We start from the raw sequence: 21,028 nt of genomic DNA, 5'->3' as shown, positions 1-21,028 counted from the left end.
ACGGTCTTCAGTCCGTTTTCGGGTGGCGGGCGGGGCGGTTGGATGGGGGTTCGAGGACGTCCCGGCCACCCAGGTACGGCTGGAGGGCCTTGGGGACGCGTACCGAGCCGTCGGGCTGCTGGTGGTTCTCCAGGATCGGGATCAGCCAGCGGGTGGTGGCCAGCGTGCCGTTCAGCGTCGCGGCCGTCTGCGGCTTGCCGTCCTCGTCGCGGTAGCGGATGTTGAGCCGGCGCGCCTGGAACGTGGTGCAGTTCGACGTCGAGGTGACCTCCCGGTAGCGGCCCTGCGACGGCACCCAGGCCTCGCAGTCGAACTTGCGGGTCGCGCTGGAACCGAGGTCACCGGCCGCCACGTCGATCACCCGGTACGGGATCTCGACCTTGGCCAGCATCTCCTCCTCCATGGCGAGCAGCCGCTGGTGCTCGTCGGCGGCGTCCTCCGGCTTGCAGAAGGAGAACATCTCCACCTTGTCGAACTGGTGCACGCGCAGGATGCCGCGGACGTCCCGGCCGTGCGAGCCGGCCTCCCGGCGGAAGCACGACGACCAGCCGGCGAACCGCTCGGGACCTTTCTCCAGGTCGAGGATCTCGTTGGAGTGGTACGCCGCCAGCGCCACCTCCGACGTGCCGACCAGGTAGAGGTCGTCGGCCTCGAGCCGGTAGATCTCGCTCGCGTGCGCGCCCAGGAACCCGGTGCCCTCCATCGCCTCGGGCTTGACCAGCGCCGGGGTGATCGACGGGATGAAGCCGTGCTCGACGGCCTGGGCGATGGCCAGCTGCAGCATGCCCAGCTGGAGCAGGGCACCCACCCCGGTGAGGAAGTAGAACCGCGAGCCCGACACCTTGGCGCCGCGCTCGGTGTCGATCGCCCGCAGCGCCTCGCCGATCTCCAGGTGGTCCTTCGCGTTCTCGATCCGCGGGAGGTCGCCCACCTCGCGCAGCACGACGAAGTCGTCCTCGCCGCCCGGCGGGACGCCGTCCTGCACCAGGTTGGGCACCGCCAGATGCGCCTCGCGCAGGGCCTGGTCGGCCTGGACCGTCGCCGCCTGCAGCTCCTTGACCGTGGCGCTGAGCTCCTTGGTGCGCGCCAGCAGGGCGGCCCGCTCGTCGCCCTTGGCCCGCGACACCTCACCACCGAGGGACTTCTGCTCCGCCCGGACGGCCTCGAACCTCTGGGTCGCGGCCCGGCGCTCCTCGTCGGCGCGCAGCAGGTCGTCGACCTTCGACGGGGACTCGCCGCGCAGACGCTGGCTGGCGCGGAACAGGTCAGGATCCTCACGGAGGAGACGCAGGTCAATCACGACGACGAGCCTACCGGCGACGATGTCCCGCTTTCACCCCGATATGCCTCAGCTGGGCTTGTCGGTGTTGTCCTGGGACGTGGTGAACGGCTGCGCGGCGGTCACGGTCAGGTCGAACGGCGCGTCGGGCGGCTCGTCCTCGTCGCTGGTGGGCGGGCGCCGCCACGACCAGACCGGTGCCAAGGTCTCGACCGGCTCGGCTGCGTCAGCCGGGGTGTCGGCCGGCCCGGGCGGAGCACTCTGGTGCCGTCCGGCCAGGATCATCGCCACCAGGACCAGCACCAGGCCGATGCCGGCACACCAGATGCCCCGGCCGTGCGAGAGGGTGACCTGGTCCTCCTCCAGGTTGGTCAGGGCGAGCTGGCCGACGGTCCGGCTGATGTCACCCAGATACGAACCCATGGCCGCCACCATCGCGAGCAGAGCCCCGCCGACGCTGAGCGCGGTGAGCCTCGCGTACCGGCGGCCGGCCGGGGGACCGAACAGCGTCAGGACCACGGCGGCGACCAGCAGTAGCAAGCCGGTCAGATAGCCACCACCCCAGGCGCCCAGGTCGGCCGGCATGGTCTGCAACGGCCGGGTGCCCACCTCGCCGTCGCCCAGGGCGGTGCGGTCGATCTCGGTGAGCTGCCACTCGGAGACCAGCGAGCCGAACAGGGCCACCCCGCCCAGGGCCGCGGCGAGCGGCACGACCCGGCGGTCACCGGCGAGCCCGGTCAGGAAATCGCCGACGGCCGCACGGCGTCGCGGCGGGCGTTCCGCGTCGTCGTCCGGGCCGAACTCGACGACGGCCTCTCCGGTCTCCGGCATGAGATCCATCATTGCCCGTACCCGGTCCACCGACCAGTGCTCACGGACATGGACTAGCGTCAGGCGTATGCCTATTCGCACTGCTTCCGCCCGCTGGTCGGGCAATCTCACCGAGGGCTCCGGCACCATCAAGACCGGTAAGGGCGGGTACGAAGGGAACTACTCCTTCAAGTCCCGCTTCGAGGAGGGCGAGGGAACGAACCCCGAGGAGCTCATCGGCGCCGCGCACGCCGGCTGCTTCTCGATGGCGTTCTCCAAGGGCCTCGCGGACGCCGGCTTCACGCCGACCTCCGTCGAGACCACCGCCAAGGTTCACCTCGACAAGGGCGACGCCGGCTTCGGCGTCACCCGCATCGACCTCGAGACCGTGGGCGACGTCCCCGGCATCGACGAGGGCACCTTCGCCAAGATCGCCGAAGGCGCCAAGGAGAACTGCCCGATCTCCCGGCTGCTGTCGCCCGGCGCCGAGATCACCCTGAGCGCCAAGCTCGCCTGACGCCCGACCCGTGCTCCACCCGCGCATGCTCGCGGGTGGAGCACAATGGGCGGCGTGCCGGTCGAGATGAGCCGTGAACGCTTCGAGGACCTGGTCGGCGAGGCCCTGGACGAAGTACCGCCCGAACTGCTCAAAGTGATGAGCAACGTGGTCATCCTGGTGGAGGACCTGCCGCCGGACGGCGGCATGGGCCTGCTCGGCCTGTACGAGGGCACCGCGCTGACCGACCGCGGCTGGGACTACGCCGGCGTGCTGCCCGACCGGATCACCATCTACCGCCTGCCCACGCTGCAGGTCTGCGACACGGAGACGGACGTCATCGACGAGGTGGCGATCACCGTCGTCCACGAGATCGCCCACCACTTCGGGATCGACGACCAGCGGTTGCACGAGCTGGGATGGGGCTGAAAGGCGGACCCGGCCGTTGCTGAGGGCGCTTACCCTGGTACTCCACGCCAACAGGAGGACCCAATGCGCAGCGAACTGTTCTCGGCCGACAACCTCGAGAAGGAATCGAACCAGCCGGGACTGCGACTGCAGAACTCGAAACTTCTCAAGGCCGAGCTGAACGGCGAGTTCATGGCCCGGGTCGGCACGATGGTCGCGTACCAGGGCCAGGTGCAGTTCGAAGCCCTCGGCTCGGGCGGCATCGGCAAGTTCCTCAAGCAGAAGCTCACCGGCGAAGGCGTACCGCTGATGAAGGTGAGCGGCCGCGGTGACGTGTTCCTGGCGGAGAACGCCGCCGACATCCACATCATCGACCTCGAGCCGGGCGACGCCCTCTCCATCAACGGCGCCAACGTGCTCGCCTTCGACAGCACCCTGAACTACGACATCAAGATGGTCCAGGGCGTCGGCATGATGTCCAACGCGGGCCTGTTCAACTGCGTCTTCTCCGGCTACGGCCGGATCGCGGTCACCACCAAGGGCACCCCGGTCGTGCTGAGCGTCGACCAGCCGACCTATGTGGACCCGCAGGCGGCGATCTGCTGGTCGGCCAACCTGCAGACCGGCTACCACCGCGCCGAGCAGATGGGCCTGGGCACCCTGCTGGGCCGCAGCACGGGCGAGCGCTTCACGATGAGCTTCGCCGGTCAGGGCTTCGTGGTCGTGCAGCCGTCGGAGGAGCCGCCGGGCGGTCTCGCCGGCGCCGCCCAGGGCCAGCAGCAGCAGGGCGGCATCCTCGGCAACCTGCTGGGGAACTAGCTTCTCAGGATCAAGATCAGGCGGCCGTCCGGCCCGTCAGGGCCGGGCGGCACAGCAGGTGGTGGGGCGGTCAGCTGGGCTCGCCGGAGCGCAGGCGGGACAGCCAGGCCGCGCTGTCCGCGAAGTCCGCGTTGGTCAGGCCCGGCTGGGACGGCGCCGGCTCTTCGGCCGCCGCCTTCGACCAGCGGTGCCGGGGGTACGACCCCAGGAAGCGCACCTCCGCGCAGATCCGCCGCAGCCCCTGCAGCGCCTCGCCCAGCCGGGGTTCCGCGACGTGGCCGGTGCAGTCCAGGAAGAAGACGTAGACGCCCAGCTGCTCGCCGGTCGGGCGGGATTCGATGCGGGACAGGTTGATGCCGCGGACCGCCAGTTCGGTCAGCACCGACAGCAGCGCCCCGACGCGGTCGTGGTCGATCATCACGGCCAGGGAGGTCACATCGTCGCCGGTGGGGGGCGCGGGGCGGCCCGGGCGGGTCAGGAGGGCGAAGCGCGTCACCGCGTCCGCGTGGTCCGAGATCTTCTCCGCGAGGATCGTCAGGTTGTTGCGGGGTACGCCGATCGGGGCGCAGATAGCCGCGTCGTGTTCGCCGTTGGCCGCGCTGATCGCCGCGGCCGCGTTCGACAGGACGTCGACCACCACCGCGTCGGGCAGGTGGGTGCTTAGCCAGTTGCGGCACTGGGCGGAGGCCTGCGGGTGGGCCGCCACCGACCGGATCCGGTGCAGGCCGATGAGCTGGCGGGCGGCCAGCACGAACTCCACCGGCAGCACCACTTCGCGGGTGATGACCAGGGGCGCTCCGGTGCCGAGCTCGTCCAGGGTGACCGGCACCGCGCCACCGACCGAGTTCTCCAGCGGCACGAGCGCGGCGTCCGCTTCACCGGCGCGGACCGCTTCAAGCGCCTCGGGGACGCTGCGGGCGGGCGTCCGGATGCCGTGCTCGGCGGCGGGGATGGTGCGCAGCGCCTGCTCGGTGAAAGTGCCTTCGGGACCGAGGTAGACGAAGCGGGTGGGCGGGTTTCCCGGCATGCCAGCGAGCCTAGCGGCAACGGGCGCCGCTGACCCCGTACCGGTCAGGCGCCGCAGGCCCGGACCCGGATGCCCACCGGGGCTTTGGTCTGGACCTCGACGCTGCAGACGTCCGTGCCCGCCTCGATCACCTTGAGGGCCGTCGGGGTGCCGGTCGTGACGACGAAGAGCTGCTCGGCCTTCTTGGGGTCCTCGCCGGCGATCTGCACCTGGGCGAACTGCCACGACCCCGCGCAGAACGGCCCGTCGGACACGGCCAGCCGGCGGTCCGGGATTCCGGGCAGGCCCTTCAGGACCGCGACCACCTGCGCCGCGGTCGGCCCGCTGCGGCACTTCGGGGCCGGCGGCGTCGTCGGGGTGGGCGCGGCGGTGGTCGGCGTGGTGGTCCGCGGCGGCGTCGTGGTGACCTGCGGCAGCGTCGCGGGCGGTACGTACGGCAGCGTCGGCACGGTGGCCGGTGGGAACCCGCCGGTGGGCACCGGTACGGGCGCTGTGATGCCGCTGGGCAGCGGATACGCCGCACCTGAGGAGGCACTGACCCCGCTCGGCGCGTCCGGCGGCGCGGTGAGCGGTGGGGCCGGTGGCTCCCCGCACGCGGCGAGCAGCGTCACGAGCCCGGCGAGTGCCAGGAATCGGCAGCAGACGATGCGCAGCACGGGCCCATGGTAGGTCGTCCGGCCGGGAACGCGCCCCTCAGGAGATGTGAATCCAGGCGGACGAAGAACCTCAGGCGGAGGCGAGCCGGTGACCCGCGGCGGTCAGCGTGTCGACCGCCTCGGTGAGCCGCACCTGAGGGATCAGCAGATAGTCCGTGTCGTACGTGGAGAAGGCGACGATGTTGACCCGGGCGGCGGCCAGCGGACTGATCAGCGACGCCAGCACTCCGGTGAGCGCGAGGTCCAGCGGGCCGACGACGCGCAGGCAGCGCCAGGCGGCCTCGACGACGGCGCCCTCCGGCACCCGGTCGGCCGGGCAGATCACCGAGAGCTCGTCGGGCGCCCAGGTCACCGAGATGACGCTCTTGTCGTCCGGACCGCTGCTCAGGGAGGCCGGCAGGGCTGAACCGGCCGGCAGCCGGCACACCGCGTACTCCGCTGGTAGCAGATCTAGATCGAGCATGAAGGGAACACTACGGTCCGGACCCCCACGATCCCAATGGGTAGCCGGTGCGTTGATCGCCACACGAACGGGTTACTAGTACCGGATCGCCGAGAAGAAGGTCAGGGACGCGGCCACCCGGCCGCCCTCGGACAGCGGGCTCGCGATCGCGTCGACCGTGAGGTGGCTGTCCTCGCCGTTGGGCTGGACGCGCATGAGGCCGCGGGCCAGCTGTTCGCTGGTGAGGGCGAGCAGCGGCGGGATCTTCTCGATCTCCTGCTCGGTGAGGTCGCCCCCGCCGGCCGTGAAGTCGATCAGGCGCAGGGAGCCCTCGCCGCCGAGCAGTGGCTGCCCGACCGCGTCCAGGCCCTTGCCCAGTCCGAGGAGCTCGCTCGCCGACGGCGACACGGCCACGATCCTGAAGGCCGTGTCGATGACCAGACAGGGCTCGACAGCCTGCCAGACCGTCGCCGCCCAGCGGTCGACGCTAGAGACGAACTCGGACTCGGCCGGCGTACGCGCCTGCGGCACAAACGCTCCCGAGAGTGAGAGCTCGACGTGCGCCACCCGCACCTCCCTCTTCATCCGTGCCGTCCCGGACCGGCGTGACCTGACTCCGGCCGGACTGCCCGCGTCCGAAGCTTAGCCTCGGCTCCTCGAGTGTCCGGCCGGCGTCGCTCACGTCAACCTTCGACGGCAAGCGGTGCTCTGCAGGGAACGTTACCGGCGGGTCGCCCGCTTGTCAGCGGCCGTTTGGCCGCTTGGCAGCCACCGGTAGTCGCCGTTCGGCCGATAAGGGGCGTTTGCCCAGGTGGCCGGGTGTTGCGCCACCGCTGAGAGTTTGCTGGCGGTGGCGGGTGAAATCCGCGCACCACCGGCGATCAGCAACCGGTCGAGCTCCTTGTGGGTGGCCACGAGGCAGTCCTTGGGCAGACCGTGCACGCTGATCACCCCGGAGCCGACGAATGCCAGCACGGGGGTGACGGGCACACTCAGCCCGACGGCGGAGCTCATGGCCCGGCCGGCCCGCTTGGCGTCACGGCGAGCCTCGGCCACGTACGCCGGGCGCTTGCCGTTGATCTGGACGACGTCCCCGGCGATCAGCACCCGGGCGCGGCCGTGGTCGGCGACGGTGACGGCGTAGACGCCGCCCGGGCCGATCGCGAGGAATCCGGCGCGGTCGTCGGTGGGGTCGCTCTCGTAGCCCAGCGAGTCGGTGCGGGGCCAGTCGACGATGTGCCAGGCGGGTCCGAGCCGGTCGAGGCGCGTCAGTGCGCGGGCACCGGCTGCCTCGAGGCGGCGGGCGTCGCGCTCAGCGCGCCGACGGCGGGCCCACTCGACGGGGCTCTGGCGAGGCTCGAGCGCCGCGGGCGGTGCGGTGCGTCGAGGATCGATGGCGGGTGGATAGTTGCGAGACGGCACGGGCAGGGCGGGACGTGCGGGGAAGACAGTCACTGCGACCTCCGGCAAAAGGTCCATCGGGCTCTCTTTCCACTACGGTAAGTGTTGGACCCGGTACTCAAGCAAGTCATCGGACCGGAAAGAAAGCGGAATGAGTGGGGATGAATGCCGCATTCACGCACAAGTACTTTTTCCGTATGGTGCATCACACGACCTAGGGCTCCCCGAGAATCCGAAACGTCCCCGCCAAGTTAGCCTTACCTACCTTGATCGCGCAGCGTTGTCTCAAATTTCTGCGCGCTAAGTCACAGCATGGCTCCGGGCCGTGCGGCTCGCCAGTGATCACCCTCGCCGGTGGGCGCGCCCCGAGGCCCGTCAGCCCCTAGGCTCGACCCGTGGCCCACTACGTCGACAGCGAAGTGAGCCGGCTAGCCACGGTCATGCTGCACCGGCCGGGCGCCGAGCTCGCGAGACTGACCCCGCGCAACAACGACTCCCTGCTGTTCGACGGCATCCCGTGGGTGGGCCGGGCCCAGGAGGAGCACGACGCGTTCGCGGCCGCCTTGCGCGACCGCGGCGTCGAGGTGCTCTACCTGGGCGAACTCCTCGAGGAGACGCTCGCCGTGGACGCGGCGCGGGAGGCGCTGACCGAGAGCGTGCTCAACACTCCGCGCCTCGGCGACACCCTGCGCGAGCGGGTGGCGGCCCACCTGGCCGACCTGGCCCCCCGCGAGCTGGCCCAGGTGCTCATGGCCGGCCTGGCGCACGAGGAGGTCAAGCCGGGCCCCGGACGGTCGGGCGGGCTGGTCTACCAGCTCATGAACCGCCTCGACTTCGTCATCGACCCGCTGCCCAACCTGCTGTTCACCCGCGACTCCTCGGTCTGGGTGCGCGATCAGGTCGCGGTCACCAGCCTGGCCATGCCGGCCCGCAACCGCGAGACCACCCTGACCCGGGCCATCTACACCCACCACCCGCGGTTCGCGGGCACCGAGCTGCTCTACCAGCCGGGCCTGGAGCACGTGGAGGGCGGCGACGTGCTGCTGCTGGCGCCGAACGTGCTGGCCATCGGGGTCGGCGAGCGCACCACGCCGGCCGGGGCCGAGCGCCTCGCCCGCCGCGTCTTCGCCGCCGGGCTGGCCCACACGATCCTGGCGGTGCCGATCGCCCAGGAACGCGCGACCATGCACCTCGACACGGTCTGCACGATGGTCGACGTCGACGCGGTGGTGATGTATCCCAACATCGCGGACACCCTGCGGGCGTACCCGGTGACCGCGGGCTTCGACGGCGAGCCGGTGGTCGGCCCGTCCCGGCCGTTCCTGGACGCGGCCGCGGAGGCGATGGGCATCGACCGGCTGCGGATCATCGACACCGGGCTGGATCCGGTCACCGCCGAACGCGAGCAGTGGGACGACGGCAACAACACGCTGGCCATCGCGCCCCGGCTCTGCGTCGCGTACGAGCGCAACGTCGAGACCAACGCCCAGCTGGAACGGGCCGGCATCGAGGTGATCGCGATCAGCGGCTCGGAGCTCGGTTCCGGCCGGGGTGGTCCGCGCTGCATGAGCTGCCCGATCGAGCGCATCCCGGGCTGAGGTCGTTCAGGTGCCCAGGACGTGCGAGACGATCATCTCGGGCACCGGCACCTCGTCGCCGCCGGTGGCCTTGTCCGGGAAGTCGAAGACGGCCAGCATGAGCTGGACCGGGTAGTTCGGGGACTGGCCGATCGTGCGCACCGGCGTGCCGTCCACACTGAACACCAGCGATCCCGGCTGCCAGTCGACCGCGTACGTGTGGAACTCCGAGACGTCGATGGGCAGCGGCACAGTGGACCACTGCTCGGTCAGGCCGGGGTCACGGAACTTGTGCAGGCCGATGCCGACGTCGGCGGAGCCCGGCCGGACCGCGTCACCGAAGATCTCCATCACGCAGATCTCGCCGGAGTGCTGCGGCTTGTCCTCGATGCCGGAGAGCCAGAAGGCCATCATGGACCGTGGCGACAGCACGCCGCGGGCGCGCACCTCGATGTGGCCGTAGAGCGGGGTGTAGCCCCAGAACTCCGGCTCCTCGCTGGCCACCAGCAGGCCGTCGCGGAACGGCTGACCGCCGACCGGGCTGCCCACCGGGCCGGAGAAGCTCGCGCTCTGGATGCCGGAGACGCGCAGCGGGCCGTCGTGCACACCCTCGCACCACAGGCCCTGCTCGGGCGGGATGCTCAGCCGCAGCTCGCCGTCGGCCACCACGTACGTCGCCGCGGACGACGCGCGCGAGCTCCAGTGCGGCAGATAGTGCGGCAACCACACCGAGAGATCGAGCGCGTCGCCGGCGAAGCGGTCCTCCATCGACGCAATGTATCCAAGTGCTGCCCGGTCAGGTGCCCCGGATCGTGAACACCTTGGAGGTGCCGCCGACCGCGCGGTAGTCACCCGGCGCGTAGACGCGGTACGAGTACGTGGCCTGGCCGGGCGGGGTCGCCACGAGGGTGTAGCGGCCGCTGGCACGGATCAGAGCGGTGCCGACCTTGCGCCAGGTGTTGTCCGGGTAGCGGCGCTGCAACTGCACGGTCTTGCCCGCCGCGAGCGGCGTGACGTTGCCGTCGACGTTCACGTTCGTGCCGGCCGGCGCCGAGGTGGCGGCCGGTGTCGCGGTCACCACGTAGCGGGTGTACCGGACGTGGGCGCTGGTGACCGCGAGGTAGGTCGGCGGCCACGGCTGCCCCGGCTGGGCCTGGCCGGCGACCCAGGTGCACTGCAGCCACTGGGCCTCGTCGCCGCTGAGCGTGCGCTGGAACGTGCCGTCGGCCCCGGTGCGGCGGGACAGCGAGCCGGCCGGCTCAACGCAGCCGTTGTCCGAGGAGATCGTCAGAGGCAGGTTGGGCCAGGGTGCGTTCGTGGTGGCGTCCCAGGCCCGGATGCGCTGGGTCACCGGCTGGCCCTTCGTGGCCGGCTCCGGGCTGAAGGTCATCTCGATCATCGGCCGGTGCGAGCTCTGCACCTCGAGGCTGGGCGTCTCGATGATCGTGCGGGGATCGACGTCCAGCTGGTTCTGGAAGGTCTTGTCGAGCGCGAAGACCCGGGTCGGTTCGATCTTCCCGCTCCAGACCGACGTGACCGGCAGCGAGCCGGTCCAGATGCCGTCCTGGTCGGTGCCTTCGGTACGCCGGAGCACCACGTAGCCGTTGTACTGGCCGTTCACCTGCACGGCGGGGCTGGCGGCCTGGTCGCTGGGCACGTAGTCCGTTTGCTGGACACCGGTTTCGTCGGTGAGCCGGACGCGCACCTGCACGAAGTGGGTCTCGAGGCCGGAGACCGTCACGGCGGACTCGGCGAAGGTGATGGAGTGGACCTCGGGCGGCGCGGTGTCCGCCGCCGGCGCGGCGAGTGCCGGCGCGGCCGGAAGCAGGGATGACAGCACTGCCGCTGCCATCGAAACAGCGATAGACGTGCGCATGGCCCGCACTGTACGGAATCAGAGCCAACCTGTCCGACCCGTTCAGCGAGGGCGCCCGGGCCCCCGCCGAACGGGTCGGTCGGTCAGCGCAGCGTCAGCTGCCGGCTCACGAGGCCCTGCTTGGCGCGGCGGGCCGCGGCGTCCAGCGGGGCAGTCTCGGCCAGGATGTCCGTGTAACGCTTCGCGAAGTCGGCCAGCGGGGCCTCCCAGTCGCCGGCCTCGGGCTCACCCGGGACGTCCCAGACCGGGACCAGCAGGCCGTGCGCCCGGAACATGCCGGCGAACTTGGTGTTCTCGCCGAGCAGCAGGTCGCCGCTCGCGGAGAGGCGGGCCAGCGCGTCCAGCGCCGGGTCCTCCTCCTGCGGCAGCACCCAGCGCACGTGCGACTTGTCCGGCTGCACGCGGCACCAGTACGCGGCCGGCACCCCCAGCCGCACGGTCGGGTAGATCGAGGCGTTGGCCCGCTCCAGCGACGCCTTCACGTTCGCGTCCTCGGCCTGCTCGGCGTCGAGCCAGTACTCGAAGCCGTCGTGCATCGTGATGTCCAGCGGGCCGTCCATGAGGATGTCCTGCAGCCGCGGGCCCTCGCCCGGCAGCGCCGGCACCGCCACGGTGTCGCCCGGCTCGGTCCGCAGGGCACACAGGATCGCCACGGCGATGTCCCGGGACACGTCCCCGGACTGCACGTGCCGCTGCAACCCGACGAAGACCCGGCCGTCCTGGCGGGTCATCGCCGGCCAGGCCATCGGGAGCACCGTCGAGAGGGTGACGGGACGGTCCCCGTACTCCTCGATGATCTCCGGTTTGAGGGTCAGCGGCGCGGAAGCGGCCGGAACCAGCTCGCGCAGCGCGATCCACTCCGGCTCGTCGGCCAGGCCTTCGAACGGCCGGGCGACGAAGATGTCACGCACCTTCTGGCGCTTGGGGGCCGCGTTGGCGGCCGCGCGGGGATTTCGACGCTTGCTCACGGCGAACCAGCCTAGGCGGTGGCCGCGGGATCCAGGCACTCCGGGCCGTCCGCGGCGAAAAGGATCATCAGGTCAGGCCCGTGGGAGCCGGACCTCCGCGACCGTGCCGCCGCCCTCGCGGGGGCGCAGCGAGACCCAGCCGTGCTGCCGTTCCACGATGCGGCGGACCAGGTAGAGGCCCAGTCCGGCGCCCGGGTTGCGGCCGCGGTCGTGGGACTCGCCCTGCCAGTAGCGTTCGAAGGCGCGTTCGACGTGCTCGGGCTTGACGCCGATGCCGCGGTCGGCGACCCGGAACGTCACCGTCGTCTCGTCGGCCTCGGCGCCCACCTCGACCTCGGTGTCGCGGGCCGAATACTTGTCCGCGTTGGTGGCGAGCTCGGTGAGGATCGTGGCGAGCGAGTCGCGGTCGCCGAACGCCTTCGGCAGCTCGCCCGGCAGCCGGTCGAGCACCAGCCGGCGGCGCAGATCCTCGGGCAGCTGCCCGGCCGCGTGCCGCAGGCCGTCGACGAGATCGAACGGGCCGGGCGGGTGGGCGCCGACCTCACCGTCGTCGCTGGTGGCCGAGAGCAGCCGGTCCACCAGCCGGGCCAGCTCACCGGCGCGGGCGCCGATCACCCGGACGGCTTCCTGGCGCCCGTCCTCGCCGAGGGTCTCCCAGTGGTTGGTGAGCGTGTCCGCATACCCCTTGATCACGGTGACCGGGGTGCGCAGCTCGTGGCTGGTGACGGCGACGAACAGGTCGCGGTCCTCGTGCCGGCGGTCCTGGTCGGTGGAGTCCCGGAACGTGACGACCCGCATCGCGGCCGTGTTGGGCAGATCCCCGGCGGTGACCTTGAGCAGCCGGCCGGACGGCAGCCGGTGGACCAGCACCTGGCCGGGCGGCGGGACCGGGAACTGCAGCGGGCGGCCCAGCATCTCGCCGACGGTACGGCCGGTGAGCTGCTCGGCGGCCGGGTTCCAGAGTTGCACGATGCCGTCGCGGTCGATGATGGTCAGCCCGTCGGAGAGGGCGGCCACCACCGGGCCGTCGCCGTGCACGGGCAGGCCGGCCTGGTCGCCGTACATGTGGCCGACGTTGGTGGCGAGCAGGTCCAGCACCTCGTGGTGCTCCGGGCCCGGCTCGTCGTGCTCCTCGCCGTAGTAGACGAACAGGGAGCCGACGACCAGGCCACCGATCTCGCACCGGGCACCCAGCACCCGGTGGCGTTCGCCGCCGTCGATCTGGGCGGCCGTCTCGTCGTCGAGCGGGACGAGCTGCGTCCGGCTGCCGGTGGTCAGGCGGGCGTCCGCGCGGTCGACCCGGCGGCCCAGCGCGCGGGCGCAGATGCCGCTGGCGGCGATGATCCGGCCGTGCCCGGGGCTGTACTCGGAGAAGCCGGCGCCGAGCCCGCCCAGCACGTCCTGGGCGAGGCGGACGAGCTGGTTCAGCACGGCCAGGCCGGCCTCACCGGCGTTGATCCGCCTCAGAAGCTCGATCTGCCCTCGCGTCAGCGCGGCGTAGTCGGGACGATCCGGCATGTCTGCGAGTCTGCCTCGCTTACGGGCTTTTGGGCAGAGCGGTTGGTGTGGATCTTGCCGCTAACCGGGTTGAGAGTGGCCGGGGTCACACGGGCGGTACCTTCTCGAGGCGATCGAGCACAAATTTCGGCCGGTCGCTGATGATGCCGTCGGGTCGCTGGGCCAGCACCAGATCAAGATCCGGTTCCTCGTTGACCGTCCAGATGTAGGTCTGGTGGCCGGCGGCGCGCAGCGCCGAGACCAGCTGCGGACGGGACCGGATCAGGCCGATCCCGGGACCGGCGATCCGGGCGCCGAAGGGCAACCGGCCGCGGCCCACGCCGGGTGGCACGATCTCCAGCAGGTAGACCGTCGGGATCTGCGGGGCCAGCCGGCGGACTCGGCGCAGGGCCAGGGCCGCGAACGACATGACGGTCACCTGGATGGGATCGTCGGGCTTCGGCTCCGCCAGGCCGTACCGGCGCAGCATCTCGACCAGCCGGCGCTCGACGTCGGCGCCGTACCGTGACGGGTGTTTGGTCTCGATGAGTAGGCGCACCGGGCGGCCGCGGTCACGCAGGGCAGTGAGCAGCCGTTCCAGCGTGAGCAGCCGGACGTGATCCGCCAGCCACTCCTCGGCCGCCGCGGCCGGGTGCCAGGAGGCGAAGTCGAGCTCCTCCAGCTGGGCCAGCGTCTTGGTGCTGACCAGGCCGGTGCCGTTGCTGGTCCGGTTGAGCCGCCGGTCGTGCACGCACACCAGATGCCCGTCGCGGGTCAGCCGGACGTCGCACTCCACACCGTCGGCGCCCTCGTCGAGGGCTCGCAGATAGGCCGCCAGAGTGTGCTCCGGCAGCGCGTCGGCTCCGCCGCGGTGGGCGAAGACCAGAGGTCGGCCGGAGGTCACAGGATGCGGGGTGGCTGACCGTCCTCGCTGACGACATCGCGGCCGTCGCCGGCCCACGCCTGCATGCCGCCATCGAGGTTACGGACGTTGTCCCACCCGTTGCCCATCAGATACGACACGACCTGGCCGGAGCGCCCGCCGGAGCGGCACACCACCACGACCTCGGTGTCCTGGGGGATCTCGGCGATGCGTGCCGGGACCTCCATCATCGGCAGGTGGTGGGCGCCGGGCGCGTGGCCCGCCGTCCACTCGTCGGGCTCCCGCACGTCGAGCAGGTAGGCCGTGGGCTGCACCTGGGACGGCGTCACGCTGGGTACCTGAGGTCCGAACACCCGACCAGCGTAGAGCTACTTCTCCGGGGCCACGACGTCCGGGTTGCCGATGATGAAGTCGGCGAGTTTGTCCTGCTTGACGGCCCGGTACATGTCCATCGTCTTGGGCGTGATCGCCTCGCGGCCCTTGCCGTTGCCGGCGAACGAGCCGTTGTTGCTGCGCAGCAACACCAGGTCGTTGGCGGCCACCCCCTTGAGGGTGAAGATGAAGTCCGCGACCGGTACGCCGCCGGTGTCCAGCACGAAGGCCTTGCCGGCGGCCTTCATCAGCCCGCTGACCTTCACCGGGTTGGTCAGCACGCCGCTGCCGCTGGCCTTCTTGGCCATCGCCTTGATCAGCTGCTGCTGGTGGCGTTGGCGGTCGTAGTCGCCGTTCTTGAGGCCGTAGCGCTGGCGGGCGTAGTCGAGGGCCTCCCAGCCCTCCATCTCCTGGCAGCCCTTCTCGTGCCAGATCGGCGTCTGGGACCGGCCGGTCTTGCGAGCCTCCGCGAGATACATCGGCTTGCCGCCCACCTTGACCATGTGGTGCGACTTGACCCGCTGGTCCACGCACATCTTCACGCCCTTGAGCGCGTCGATGACGCCCTTGAAGCCGTTGAAGTCGATGATGGCCGCGCCGTCGAAGCTGATGCCGGTCGTGTTCTTCAGCGTCTGGGCCATGAGCTGCGCGCCGCCGGCCCAGCCGCCGCCGTTCTGGGCGCCGTGGAAGAACGCCTCGGTGGCCTTGGCCGTGCCGCCCGGATACCTGCTCTTGGCGAAGGCGGGGACCTGCACCTCGGTGTCGCGCGGGACCGAGACGAGGTACGCCTGGTCGTGGCTGGCCGGGATGTGCAGGATGATGATCGTGTCGGCGTGCAGGTCGTCGACGGCCCAGCGCTTGCGCGCGTCGACGCCCATCAGCAGCAGGTCGATCGGGCCCTTGAGGCTGTTGCCGCCCTCGGCCGCCGTCTTCTTGGTGTCGCCCAGCAGGTTGTCCTGGGTGACCGCGCTCGTCGCGCTGCTGACCACCCACTTGGTGCCGACGATGCCGGCGCCGCTGGCCATCATCAGGACCGCGCCGAAGATCAGGGTCGCTTTGGCCCAGGCCGGGTCCTTCTTGCCCTTGGTGCCCTTCTTGCCGCCCTTGGGCGGGCCGGGCGGCCGGGCCGGGGCGGTGCGCTTGGGGGCCGTGACGGCGTCCCGATCCAGCGACGAAGCACGTCGGGGGGTCTGGACGGTCATGCGCTCTCCAAGCGGGTCGGGATCCGGGCGGACATCACTGTACGTTCAACTTCGATCTCTTGCGAGGCCTTGTGCGTTTCATGTCGATGACACGCAGCGTTAAACAAAGGGCGCGGGCCGGCGGTGACCGCCGACCCGCGCCGTTTGCCCGGGTTACTGCCGGATCAGCCGTTGGCCTGGCTCGCCGGCGTCTTGGTCGAGGTCATCCACTCATCCATCTTGTCGGCAGCGATCGCCTTGTATAAAGCAAGAGCCTTCTCCCGATCGGAGACGACGACGCTCTGTCCGGAGATCGTCTGACTGCCCAGGTTGGGGCTGGTGATGAAGGTGAGGTTCTCGCCGCGCAGGCTGCGGAACTGCAGGGCCATGTCGGTCAGGGAGAAGTCCTGGTCGGCGGTGATCGCGCTGGTGGTCGCCTTGAGGAAGTCGTTGAGCTTGGCCGGGTTGCTCAGCGTGCCGGTGCTGGCCGCCTTGTCCATCAGCGCCTTCAGGAACTCCTGCTGGTGCTGCATGCGGGCGAAGTCGCCGCGGGCGAACTGCTTGCGCTGGCGGATCCAGTCGAGCGCCTCGGCACCGTTCATGTGCATGGTGCCCTTCTTGAACTTGCGGAACGGCTTGTGGATCGAGGTGATGCTCTGCTCGACCTTGAGGTCCACGCCGCCGAGGGCGTCGGTGACCTCTTTGAAACCGCCGAAGTCGATCGCCAGCACGTGGTCGAGGTGCACGTCGGTCATGCACTCCACGGTGCGCACCGCCCGGGGCAGGCCACCGAAGGCGAACGCCGCATTGATCTTGGCGCGGCTGCCGCTGCTGCAGTCCGCCGAGTTGCCGGAGGGGATCTGCACCCACAGGTCGCGGGGGATCGACACCAGCTGGGCGGACTTGTGGTCGGCCGGGATGTGCATGACGATCAGCGTGTCCGCACGCCACTCGTTGGTGTTGTCCTTGGTCGCGTCCGGATCCCGCGAGTCGCTGCCGACCAGCAGGATGTTGAGCGCGCCGTCGACCGTCTTGGCGGGGCGGCCCTTGGTGATGTCCTCGAAGGCGTTGGTGCGCTTGAGGTCGTCGTTGAGGCCGTTGGCGTAGCCGTAGAGCGAGATGCCGGCGATCAGCGCGCCGACCACCAGCACGGCGGCGACCACGGCGGCGATCCGGCCCCAGCGCGGCTTGCGCTTGCCCTTGTACGGCCGGCCCGGACGGTCGCCGCCGCCGGGGCCGCGCGGCGGGCCGACCGGCCCGCGCGGAACGCCGCCCGAGCCGCGCGGCGGCCAGTCGTCGTAACCACGGGGAGCGCCGGCGCGCCCCGACACGGGCCCGCCGGCGGCGGCGCGGCCCGAGCCGGGCACCGAGGCCCGGCTCATCGAGCCCGGCACGGAAGCCCGGCCGGAGGAGCTACCCCAAGGGGACGTGGTCGCAGACATGACTTCAGGTTACGTACCCGGAACCGGGCATAGCGTGCATCGACACTGGCGCGGCACGAAGGGAGGAGACAATTACTGTTCGTGAAACGTTCACTACCGTGGCGAAATGCTCAGCTCTTGAAGAAGTCGATCGTGCGGCGCAGGCCCTCTTCCGGCCCCACCTGCGGTTCGTAGCCGAGCAGGGTGCGGGCCAGGGTGAGGTCCGGTCGGCGCTTCTCCGGGTCGTCGGCCATCCGCTCGACCAGATCGATCTTCGAGTCGCTGCCGCACAGGCGCACGATCAGCTCGGCCAGCTCCAGCATGGTCAGCTCGTGCTCGGTGCCGCAGTTGATCGGGCCGGTCTCGTCCGAGTCGAGCAGCAGCAGGATGCCGTGGACCAGGTCGTCGACGTAGGTGATCGACCGGGTCTGGGTGCCGGTGCCGTGCACGGTGATCGGGGCGCCGCGCAGCGCCTGGCTGATGAAGGTGGGGATGGCCCGGCCGTCGTCGGGGCGCATCCGCGGGCCGTACGTGTTGAAGATGCGCACGATCGCGGTCGAGAGATTGTGGAAGCGGTGGTAGCCCATCGTCGCCGCCTCGGCGAACCGCTTGGACTCGTCGTAGACCGAGCGCACACCGATCGGGTTGACGTTGCCCCAGTACGACTCCGGCTGCGGGTGCACCAGCGGGTCGCCGTACGCCTCCGAGGTCGACGCCATCAGGAAGCGCGCCGCGTCCGCGACCGCCCGGTCGAGCAGCGCCAGCGTGCCCACCGAGCCGACCTTGAGGATCTCCAGCGGCAGCTTGGCGAAGTCGGTCGGGCTGGCCGGGGACGCCATGTGCAGGATGGCGTCGAAGCGCTCGGCCATCGCCGGGTGCGCGGGCAGGCCTTGGACGAGGTCGGCCTCGATCAGGGTGAAGCGCGGCTCGCCGGCCAGGTGGGCCACGTTCTCCTTGGCCCCGGTGACGAAGTTGTCGATCGCCACGACGGTGCAGCCCCGGTCCACGAGAGCATCGACGACGTGGGACGGCACGAAGCCGGCGCCGCCGCTGACGAGAATCCGATGGCCTGCGCCGTACCGCTGTTGCACTGACATGGACGACACTCTAAGCGAACGGGGCCGACGCGCATTTCGCGCGTCGGCCCCGGCCGGTACTGCCCTGTCCGTCAGTGAGCGCCGAAGCCGGTCAGCGACCGGACCTCGAGCTCGGCGTACTTGTCCGCGTCCGTCTCCTTCGAGATCACCGTGCCGATCCAGCCGCAGAGGAAGCCGATCGGGATCGAGATGATGCCGGGGTTGCTGAGCGGGAACCAGTGCCAGTCGCTGTCCGGGAACATCGCCGTCGGCGAGCCGGAGACGACGGGCGAGAAGAACACCAGCCCCACGGCGGAGATCAGACCACCGTAGATGGCCCACAGCGCCCCGGAAGTGTTGAACCGCTTCCAGAACAGGCTGTAGATGATCGCCGGCAGGTTGCCCGAGGCGGCCACCGCGAAGGCGAGCGCCACCAGGAAGGCCACGTTCAGGCTCTGGGCGAAGATCGACAGCAGGATCGCGATGGCGCCGATGACGAACGCCGAGATCCGGGCGACCCGTACCTCGTCGCGCTCCGACGCCTGGCCGCGCTTCATGACGCTGGCGTAGAAGTCGTGCGCCACGCTCGACGACGACGCCAGGGTCAGGCCGGCCACCACCGCGAGGATGGTGGCGAAGGCGACCGCCGCGATGATGGCGAGCAGCACCGCGCCGCCCGTGTCACCACCGAAGTAGTCGATGCCCAGCGCCTGCGCCAGCTGCGGCGCGGCCGTGTTGCCCGCCTTGTCCTGTGCGGTGATCGCCTTGCCGCCCACCAGAGCCGCCGCGCCGAAGCCCAGGGCCAGGGTGAACAGGTAGAACGTGCCGATGATGCCGATCGCCCAGAGCACGCTCTTGCGGGCGATCTTGCTGGTCGGCACGGTGTAGAACCGGGTCAGGATGTGCGGCAGGCCGGCCGTGCCGAGCACCAGGGCGATGCCGAGCGACAGCAGGTCCATCTTGCTGTAGAAGGTCTTCGCCGCGTCACCGGCTGTCTCCACGCCGTACCGCAACCCGGGTTCCAGGAACGCGGAACCCTTGCCGGACTGTTCGGCGGCGTCACCGAGCAGCGACGACAGGTTGAACTTGTAGTGCGCCAGCACCAGCAGGACCATCAGCAGTGCGCCCGTCATCAGCATGAACGCCTTGACGATCTGCACGTACGTGGTGCCCTTCATGCCGCCGACCACGACGTACACGATCATCAGCGCACCGACCAGGATGATCGTGGCGATCTTCGCGGTGTCGGCGTCCATGCCCAGGAACGTGGTGCCGGGCTTGATCCCGAGCAGCAGGCTGACCAGCGCACCCGCACCGACCATCTGGGCGATCAGGTAGAAGATCGACACCACGATGGTGGAGACCGACGCCGCCGTACGCACCGGGCGCTGACGCATCCGGAACGCCAGCACGTCGGCCATCGTGTACCGGCCCGAGTTGCGCAGGAACTCCGCGACCAGCAGCAGCGCCACGAGCCAGGCGACCAGGAAGCCGATCGAGTACAGGAAGCCGTCGTAGCCGTACAGGGCGATGAGGCCGGCGATGCCCAGGAACGAGGCCGCCGACATGTAGTCGCCGCCGATCGCCATGCCGTTCTGGAAGCCGGAGAACGACCGGCCGCCGGCGTAGAAGTCGGTCGCCGTCTTGGTCTGCCGGCTCGCCCAGATGGTGATGCCCAGGGTGATCGCGACGAAGACCAGGAACAGCGTGATGGTCAGGGTGCGGCTCGTCGAGGAGGTGGCCTCGGCCGCGAGGTAGAGGTGGGGTTCCATTACTTGGCCGCCTCCGTGTCGGTCTCGGGGGCGTCGTCCGTGCGGGCGGCGGGCGTCGCCGCACTGCGGGCTGCGGCACCGGCCGTCAGGTCCTCACGGATTTTGTCGGCGGTCGGGTCGATCTGCCGGGCCGCGAACCGGGAGTAGTACCAGGCGATCACGAACGTCGAGACGAACTGCAGCAGGCCGAGCAGCAGCGCGACGTTGATGTTCCCGATGAGCTTCACGGACATGAAGCCCCGGGCGTACGCCGAGAGTAGGACGTAGAGCGCGTACCAGAGGAAGAACGCGACGGTCACGGGGAAAATGAAGTTGCGCAGCTTGCGGCGCAACCCGGCGAATTCATCGGATCGCTGGACCTCGAGATACTTCTCGGTCGGGGTCGCTTCGGTTGTCAACGTGGCTCACCACCTTCGTGGGGGCGGGTCTTTTCCGCACCGTACGAAGCAGTGGTGGCGATCACTGGCTGCCGGTCGTCAGGTGCGCCGAGCGGCGCCCCTGTTGCGCTTACCGGTCGAGCCCGCGGTACCTGCCGCGGAAGTGGAGCAAAGGGACGAGCCCGGCGTCATCGAGCTGAATCGTCTCGATCGTCGCTTCCACCAGCAGGCCCCAGCCGTACGGCCGCTGCCCGTCCAGCCGGCAGCCGGCCCACGTGCCCGCGCCCGCCGGCACCCGGCCGTAGTCCGTCCCGGTCCAGTCGTCGCCGGCGAAAAGGCCACCCGGAGCAGGCATCAGGCCGGCGAAACGATCGGCCAGTTGCTGGTCGCCCGGGCCGAGCGGGGTGACGGCGAAGCGCCCGGCCACCGAGACGGCGTCCCAGAAGTCGCTCTCCTCGTCGACCAGACCCAGCACGCGGCCGGGCTCGCCGTCGGCGACCAGCATGGAGGAGACGGTGAGACCGGCGGGTCCGGGCGCGGTCCAGAGCGTGACGGGCGCGGCCAGCCGCCCGCGCAGCCGCCGCACCGCGGACTTGTCCTGCTCCGGGGTGGCGAACGGGTCACTGGAGTGGATGTGCGCGCCAGGCTCGACAGGTTTCACGGGAAACATTGTGCCGCCCGCGGCGGTAA

General features: G+C 70.4%; 23 protein-coding genes. 4 read left to right on the top strand and 19 right to left on the bottom strand.

Annotated elements, in window-relative coordinates:
• Positions 1–7: 7 nt before the first annotated feature.
• Entirely contained in the window at positions 8–1,300 is a 1,293-nt protein-coding gene (gene serS / locus ACZ6S4_RS20685) for a serine--tRNA ligase (RefSeq protein WP_465476499.1), read from the bottom strand.
• 48 nt (positions 1,301–1,348) lie between these two features.
• Positions 1,349–2,110, bottom strand: a complete 762-nt coding sequence (locus ACZ6S4_RS20680; protein WP_465476498.1) for a hypothetical protein — start codon at positions 2,108–2,110, stop codon at positions 1,349–1,351.
• 67 nt (positions 2,111–2,177) lie between these two features.
• On the opposite strand from ACZ6S4_RS20680, the gene ACZ6S4_RS20675 reads away from it, so the two are divergent.
• The 3 genes from ACZ6S4_RS20675 (at position 2,178) to ACZ6S4_RS20665 (ending at position 3,812) form a co-directional block, all read left to right on the top strand.
• Positions 2,178–2,606: an OsmC family protein gene (locus ACZ6S4_RS20675; protein ID WP_360546536.1), complete on the top strand. Its 429-nt coding sequence runs from the start codon at positions 2,178–2,180 to the stop codon at positions 2,604–2,606.
• A 45-nt stretch (positions 2,607–2,651) separates the two neighbouring features.
• Positions 2,652–3,014, top strand: a complete 363-nt coding sequence (locus tag ACZ6S4_RS20670; RefSeq protein WP_465476497.1) for a metallopeptidase family protein — start codon at positions 2,652–2,654, stop codon at positions 3,012–3,014.
• A gap of 63 nt (positions 3,015–3,077) precedes the next feature.
• On the top strand, positions 3,078–3,812 hold the full coding sequence (locus tag ACZ6S4_RS20665) for an AIM24 family protein (protein WP_465476496.1): 735 nt from the start codon (positions 3,078–3,080) through the stop codon (positions 3,810–3,812).
• A 70-nt stretch (positions 3,813–3,882) separates the two neighbouring features.
• Here the strand turns inward: ACZ6S4_RS20665 and pheA are convergent, their stop codons facing one another.
• The 5 genes from pheA to ACZ6S4_RS20640 all read right to left on the bottom strand — a co-directional run bounded on the left by pheA (position 3,883) and on the right by ACZ6S4_RS20640 (position 7,392).
• Complete coding sequence (gene pheA, locus ACZ6S4_RS20660; protein ID WP_465476495.1) at positions 3,883–4,839, bottom strand: prephenate dehydratase; 957 nt, start codon at positions 4,837–4,839, stop codon at positions 3,883–3,885.
• Between the two features lie 44 nt (positions 4,840–4,883).
• Entirely contained in the window at positions 4,884–5,495 is a 612-nt protein-coding gene (locus ACZ6S4_RS20655) for a hypothetical protein (protein WP_465476494.1), read from the bottom strand.
• Between the two features lie 70 nt (positions 5,496–5,565).
• Positions 5,566–5,958, bottom strand: a complete 393-nt coding sequence (locus tag ACZ6S4_RS20650; protein WP_212992339.1) for an ACT domain-containing protein — start codon at positions 5,956–5,958, stop codon at positions 5,566–5,568.
• 75 nt (positions 5,959–6,033) lie between these two features.
• Positions 6,034–6,522 carry a hypothetical protein gene (locus ACZ6S4_RS20645; RefSeq protein ID WP_465476493.1) on the bottom strand — a complete coding sequence of 163 codons (489 nt, stop codon included), beginning with the start codon at positions 6,520–6,522 and terminating at the stop codon, positions 6,034–6,036.
• A gap of 135 nt (positions 6,523–6,657) precedes the next feature.
• Complete coding sequence (locus ACZ6S4_RS20640; protein ID WP_212992398.1) at positions 6,658–7,392, bottom strand: hypothetical protein; 735 nt, start codon at positions 7,390–7,392, stop codon at positions 6,658–6,660.
• Positions 7,393–7,733: 341 nt separating this feature from the next.
• Here ACZ6S4_RS20640 and ACZ6S4_RS20635 point away from each other — a divergent pair, with 341 nt between their 5' ends.
• Positions 7,734–8,936 (top strand): arginine deiminase, encoded by a 1,203-nt coding sequence (locus ACZ6S4_RS20635; protein ID WP_465476492.1) that lies wholly within the window; start codon positions 7,734–7,736, stop codon positions 8,934–8,936.
• Between the two features lie 6 nt (positions 8,937–8,942).
• Here ACZ6S4_RS20635 and ACZ6S4_RS20630 read toward each other — a convergent pair whose 3' ends face one another.
• The 12 genes from ACZ6S4_RS20630 to ACZ6S4_RS20575 all read right to left on the bottom strand — a co-directional run bounded on the left by ACZ6S4_RS20630 (position 8,943) and on the right by ACZ6S4_RS20575 (position 21,008).
• Complete coding sequence (locus ACZ6S4_RS20630) at positions 8,943–9,683, bottom strand: glycoside hydrolase family 16 protein (protein ID WP_465476491.1); 741 nt, start codon at positions 9,681–9,683, stop codon at positions 8,943–8,945.
• A gap of 28 nt (positions 9,684–9,711) precedes the next feature.
• Positions 9,712–10,791 carry a hypothetical protein gene (locus tag ACZ6S4_RS20625; protein ID WP_465476490.1) on the bottom strand — a complete coding sequence of 360 codons (1,080 nt, stop codon included), beginning with the start codon at positions 10,789–10,791 and terminating at the stop codon, positions 9,712–9,714.
• An 83-nt stretch (positions 10,792–10,874) separates the two neighbouring features.
• The gene (locus ACZ6S4_RS20620; protein ID WP_465476489.1) at positions 10,875–11,759 is read right to left on the bottom strand and encodes a DUF5926 family protein; all 885 of its coding nucleotides are present in this window, start codon (positions 11,757–11,759) and stop codon (positions 10,875–10,877) included.
• Between the two features lie 72 nt (positions 11,760–11,831).
• Positions 11,832–13,277, bottom strand: a complete 1,446-nt coding sequence (locus ACZ6S4_RS20615; protein ID WP_465476488.1) for a sensor histidine kinase — start codon at positions 13,275–13,277, stop codon at positions 11,832–11,834.
• A gap of 85 nt (positions 13,278–13,362) precedes the next feature.
• Positions 13,363–14,160, bottom strand: a complete 798-nt coding sequence (locus ACZ6S4_RS20610) for a glycerophosphodiester phosphodiesterase (RefSeq protein ID WP_465476487.1) — start codon at positions 14,158–14,160, stop codon at positions 13,363–13,365.
• On the bottom strand, positions 14,157–14,492 hold the full coding sequence (locus ACZ6S4_RS20605) for a rhodanese-like domain-containing protein (protein ID WP_465476486.1): 336 nt from the start codon (positions 14,490–14,492) through the stop codon (positions 14,157–14,159). The genes ACZ6S4_RS20610 and ACZ6S4_RS20605 overlap by 4 nt, the downstream gene beginning before the upstream one ends.
• Positions 14,493–14,507: 15 nt before the next feature.
• The gene (locus ACZ6S4_RS20600) at positions 14,508–15,713 is read right to left on the bottom strand and encodes an LCP family protein (protein ID WP_465476485.1); all 1,206 of its coding nucleotides are present in this window, start codon (positions 15,711–15,713) and stop codon (positions 14,508–14,510) included.
• Positions 15,714–15,877: 164 nt separating this feature from the next.
• Positions 15,878–17,134, bottom strand: a complete 1,257-nt coding sequence (locus ACZ6S4_RS20595) for an LCP family protein (RefSeq protein ID WP_465476484.1) — start codon at positions 17,132–17,134, stop codon at positions 15,878–15,880.
• Between the two features lie 110 nt (positions 17,135–17,244).
• Complete coding sequence (locus tag ACZ6S4_RS20590; protein WP_465476483.1) at positions 17,245–18,210, bottom strand: NAD-dependent epimerase/dehydratase family protein; 966 nt, start codon at positions 18,208–18,210, stop codon at positions 17,245–17,247.
• Positions 18,211–18,281: 71 nt separating this feature from the next.
• The gene (locus tag ACZ6S4_RS20585; RefSeq protein WP_465476482.1) at positions 18,282–19,961 is read right to left on the bottom strand and encodes a solute symporter family protein; all 1,680 of its coding nucleotides are present in this window, start codon (positions 19,959–19,961) and stop codon (positions 18,282–18,284) included.
• A complete protein-coding gene (locus ACZ6S4_RS20580) occupies positions 19,961–20,359 on the bottom strand; it encodes a DUF485 domain-containing protein (RefSeq protein WP_465476481.1) in 399 nt (132 codons plus the stop codon). Before ACZ6S4_RS20580 ends, ACZ6S4_RS20585 begins: the two co-directional genes overlap by 1 nt.
• Before the next feature lie 109 nt (positions 20,360–20,468).
• Positions 20,469–21,008, bottom strand: a complete 540-nt coding sequence (locus ACZ6S4_RS20575) for a flavin reductase family protein (protein WP_465476480.1) — start codon at positions 21,006–21,008, stop codon at positions 20,469–20,471.
• Between the last annotated feature and the right edge of the window lie 20 nt (positions 21,009–21,028).

The sequence above is a fragment of the Actinoplanes sp. NPDC051405 genome (assembly GCF_055586185.1).
This window is presented reverse-complemented; position numbering and strand designations above follow the sequence as displayed.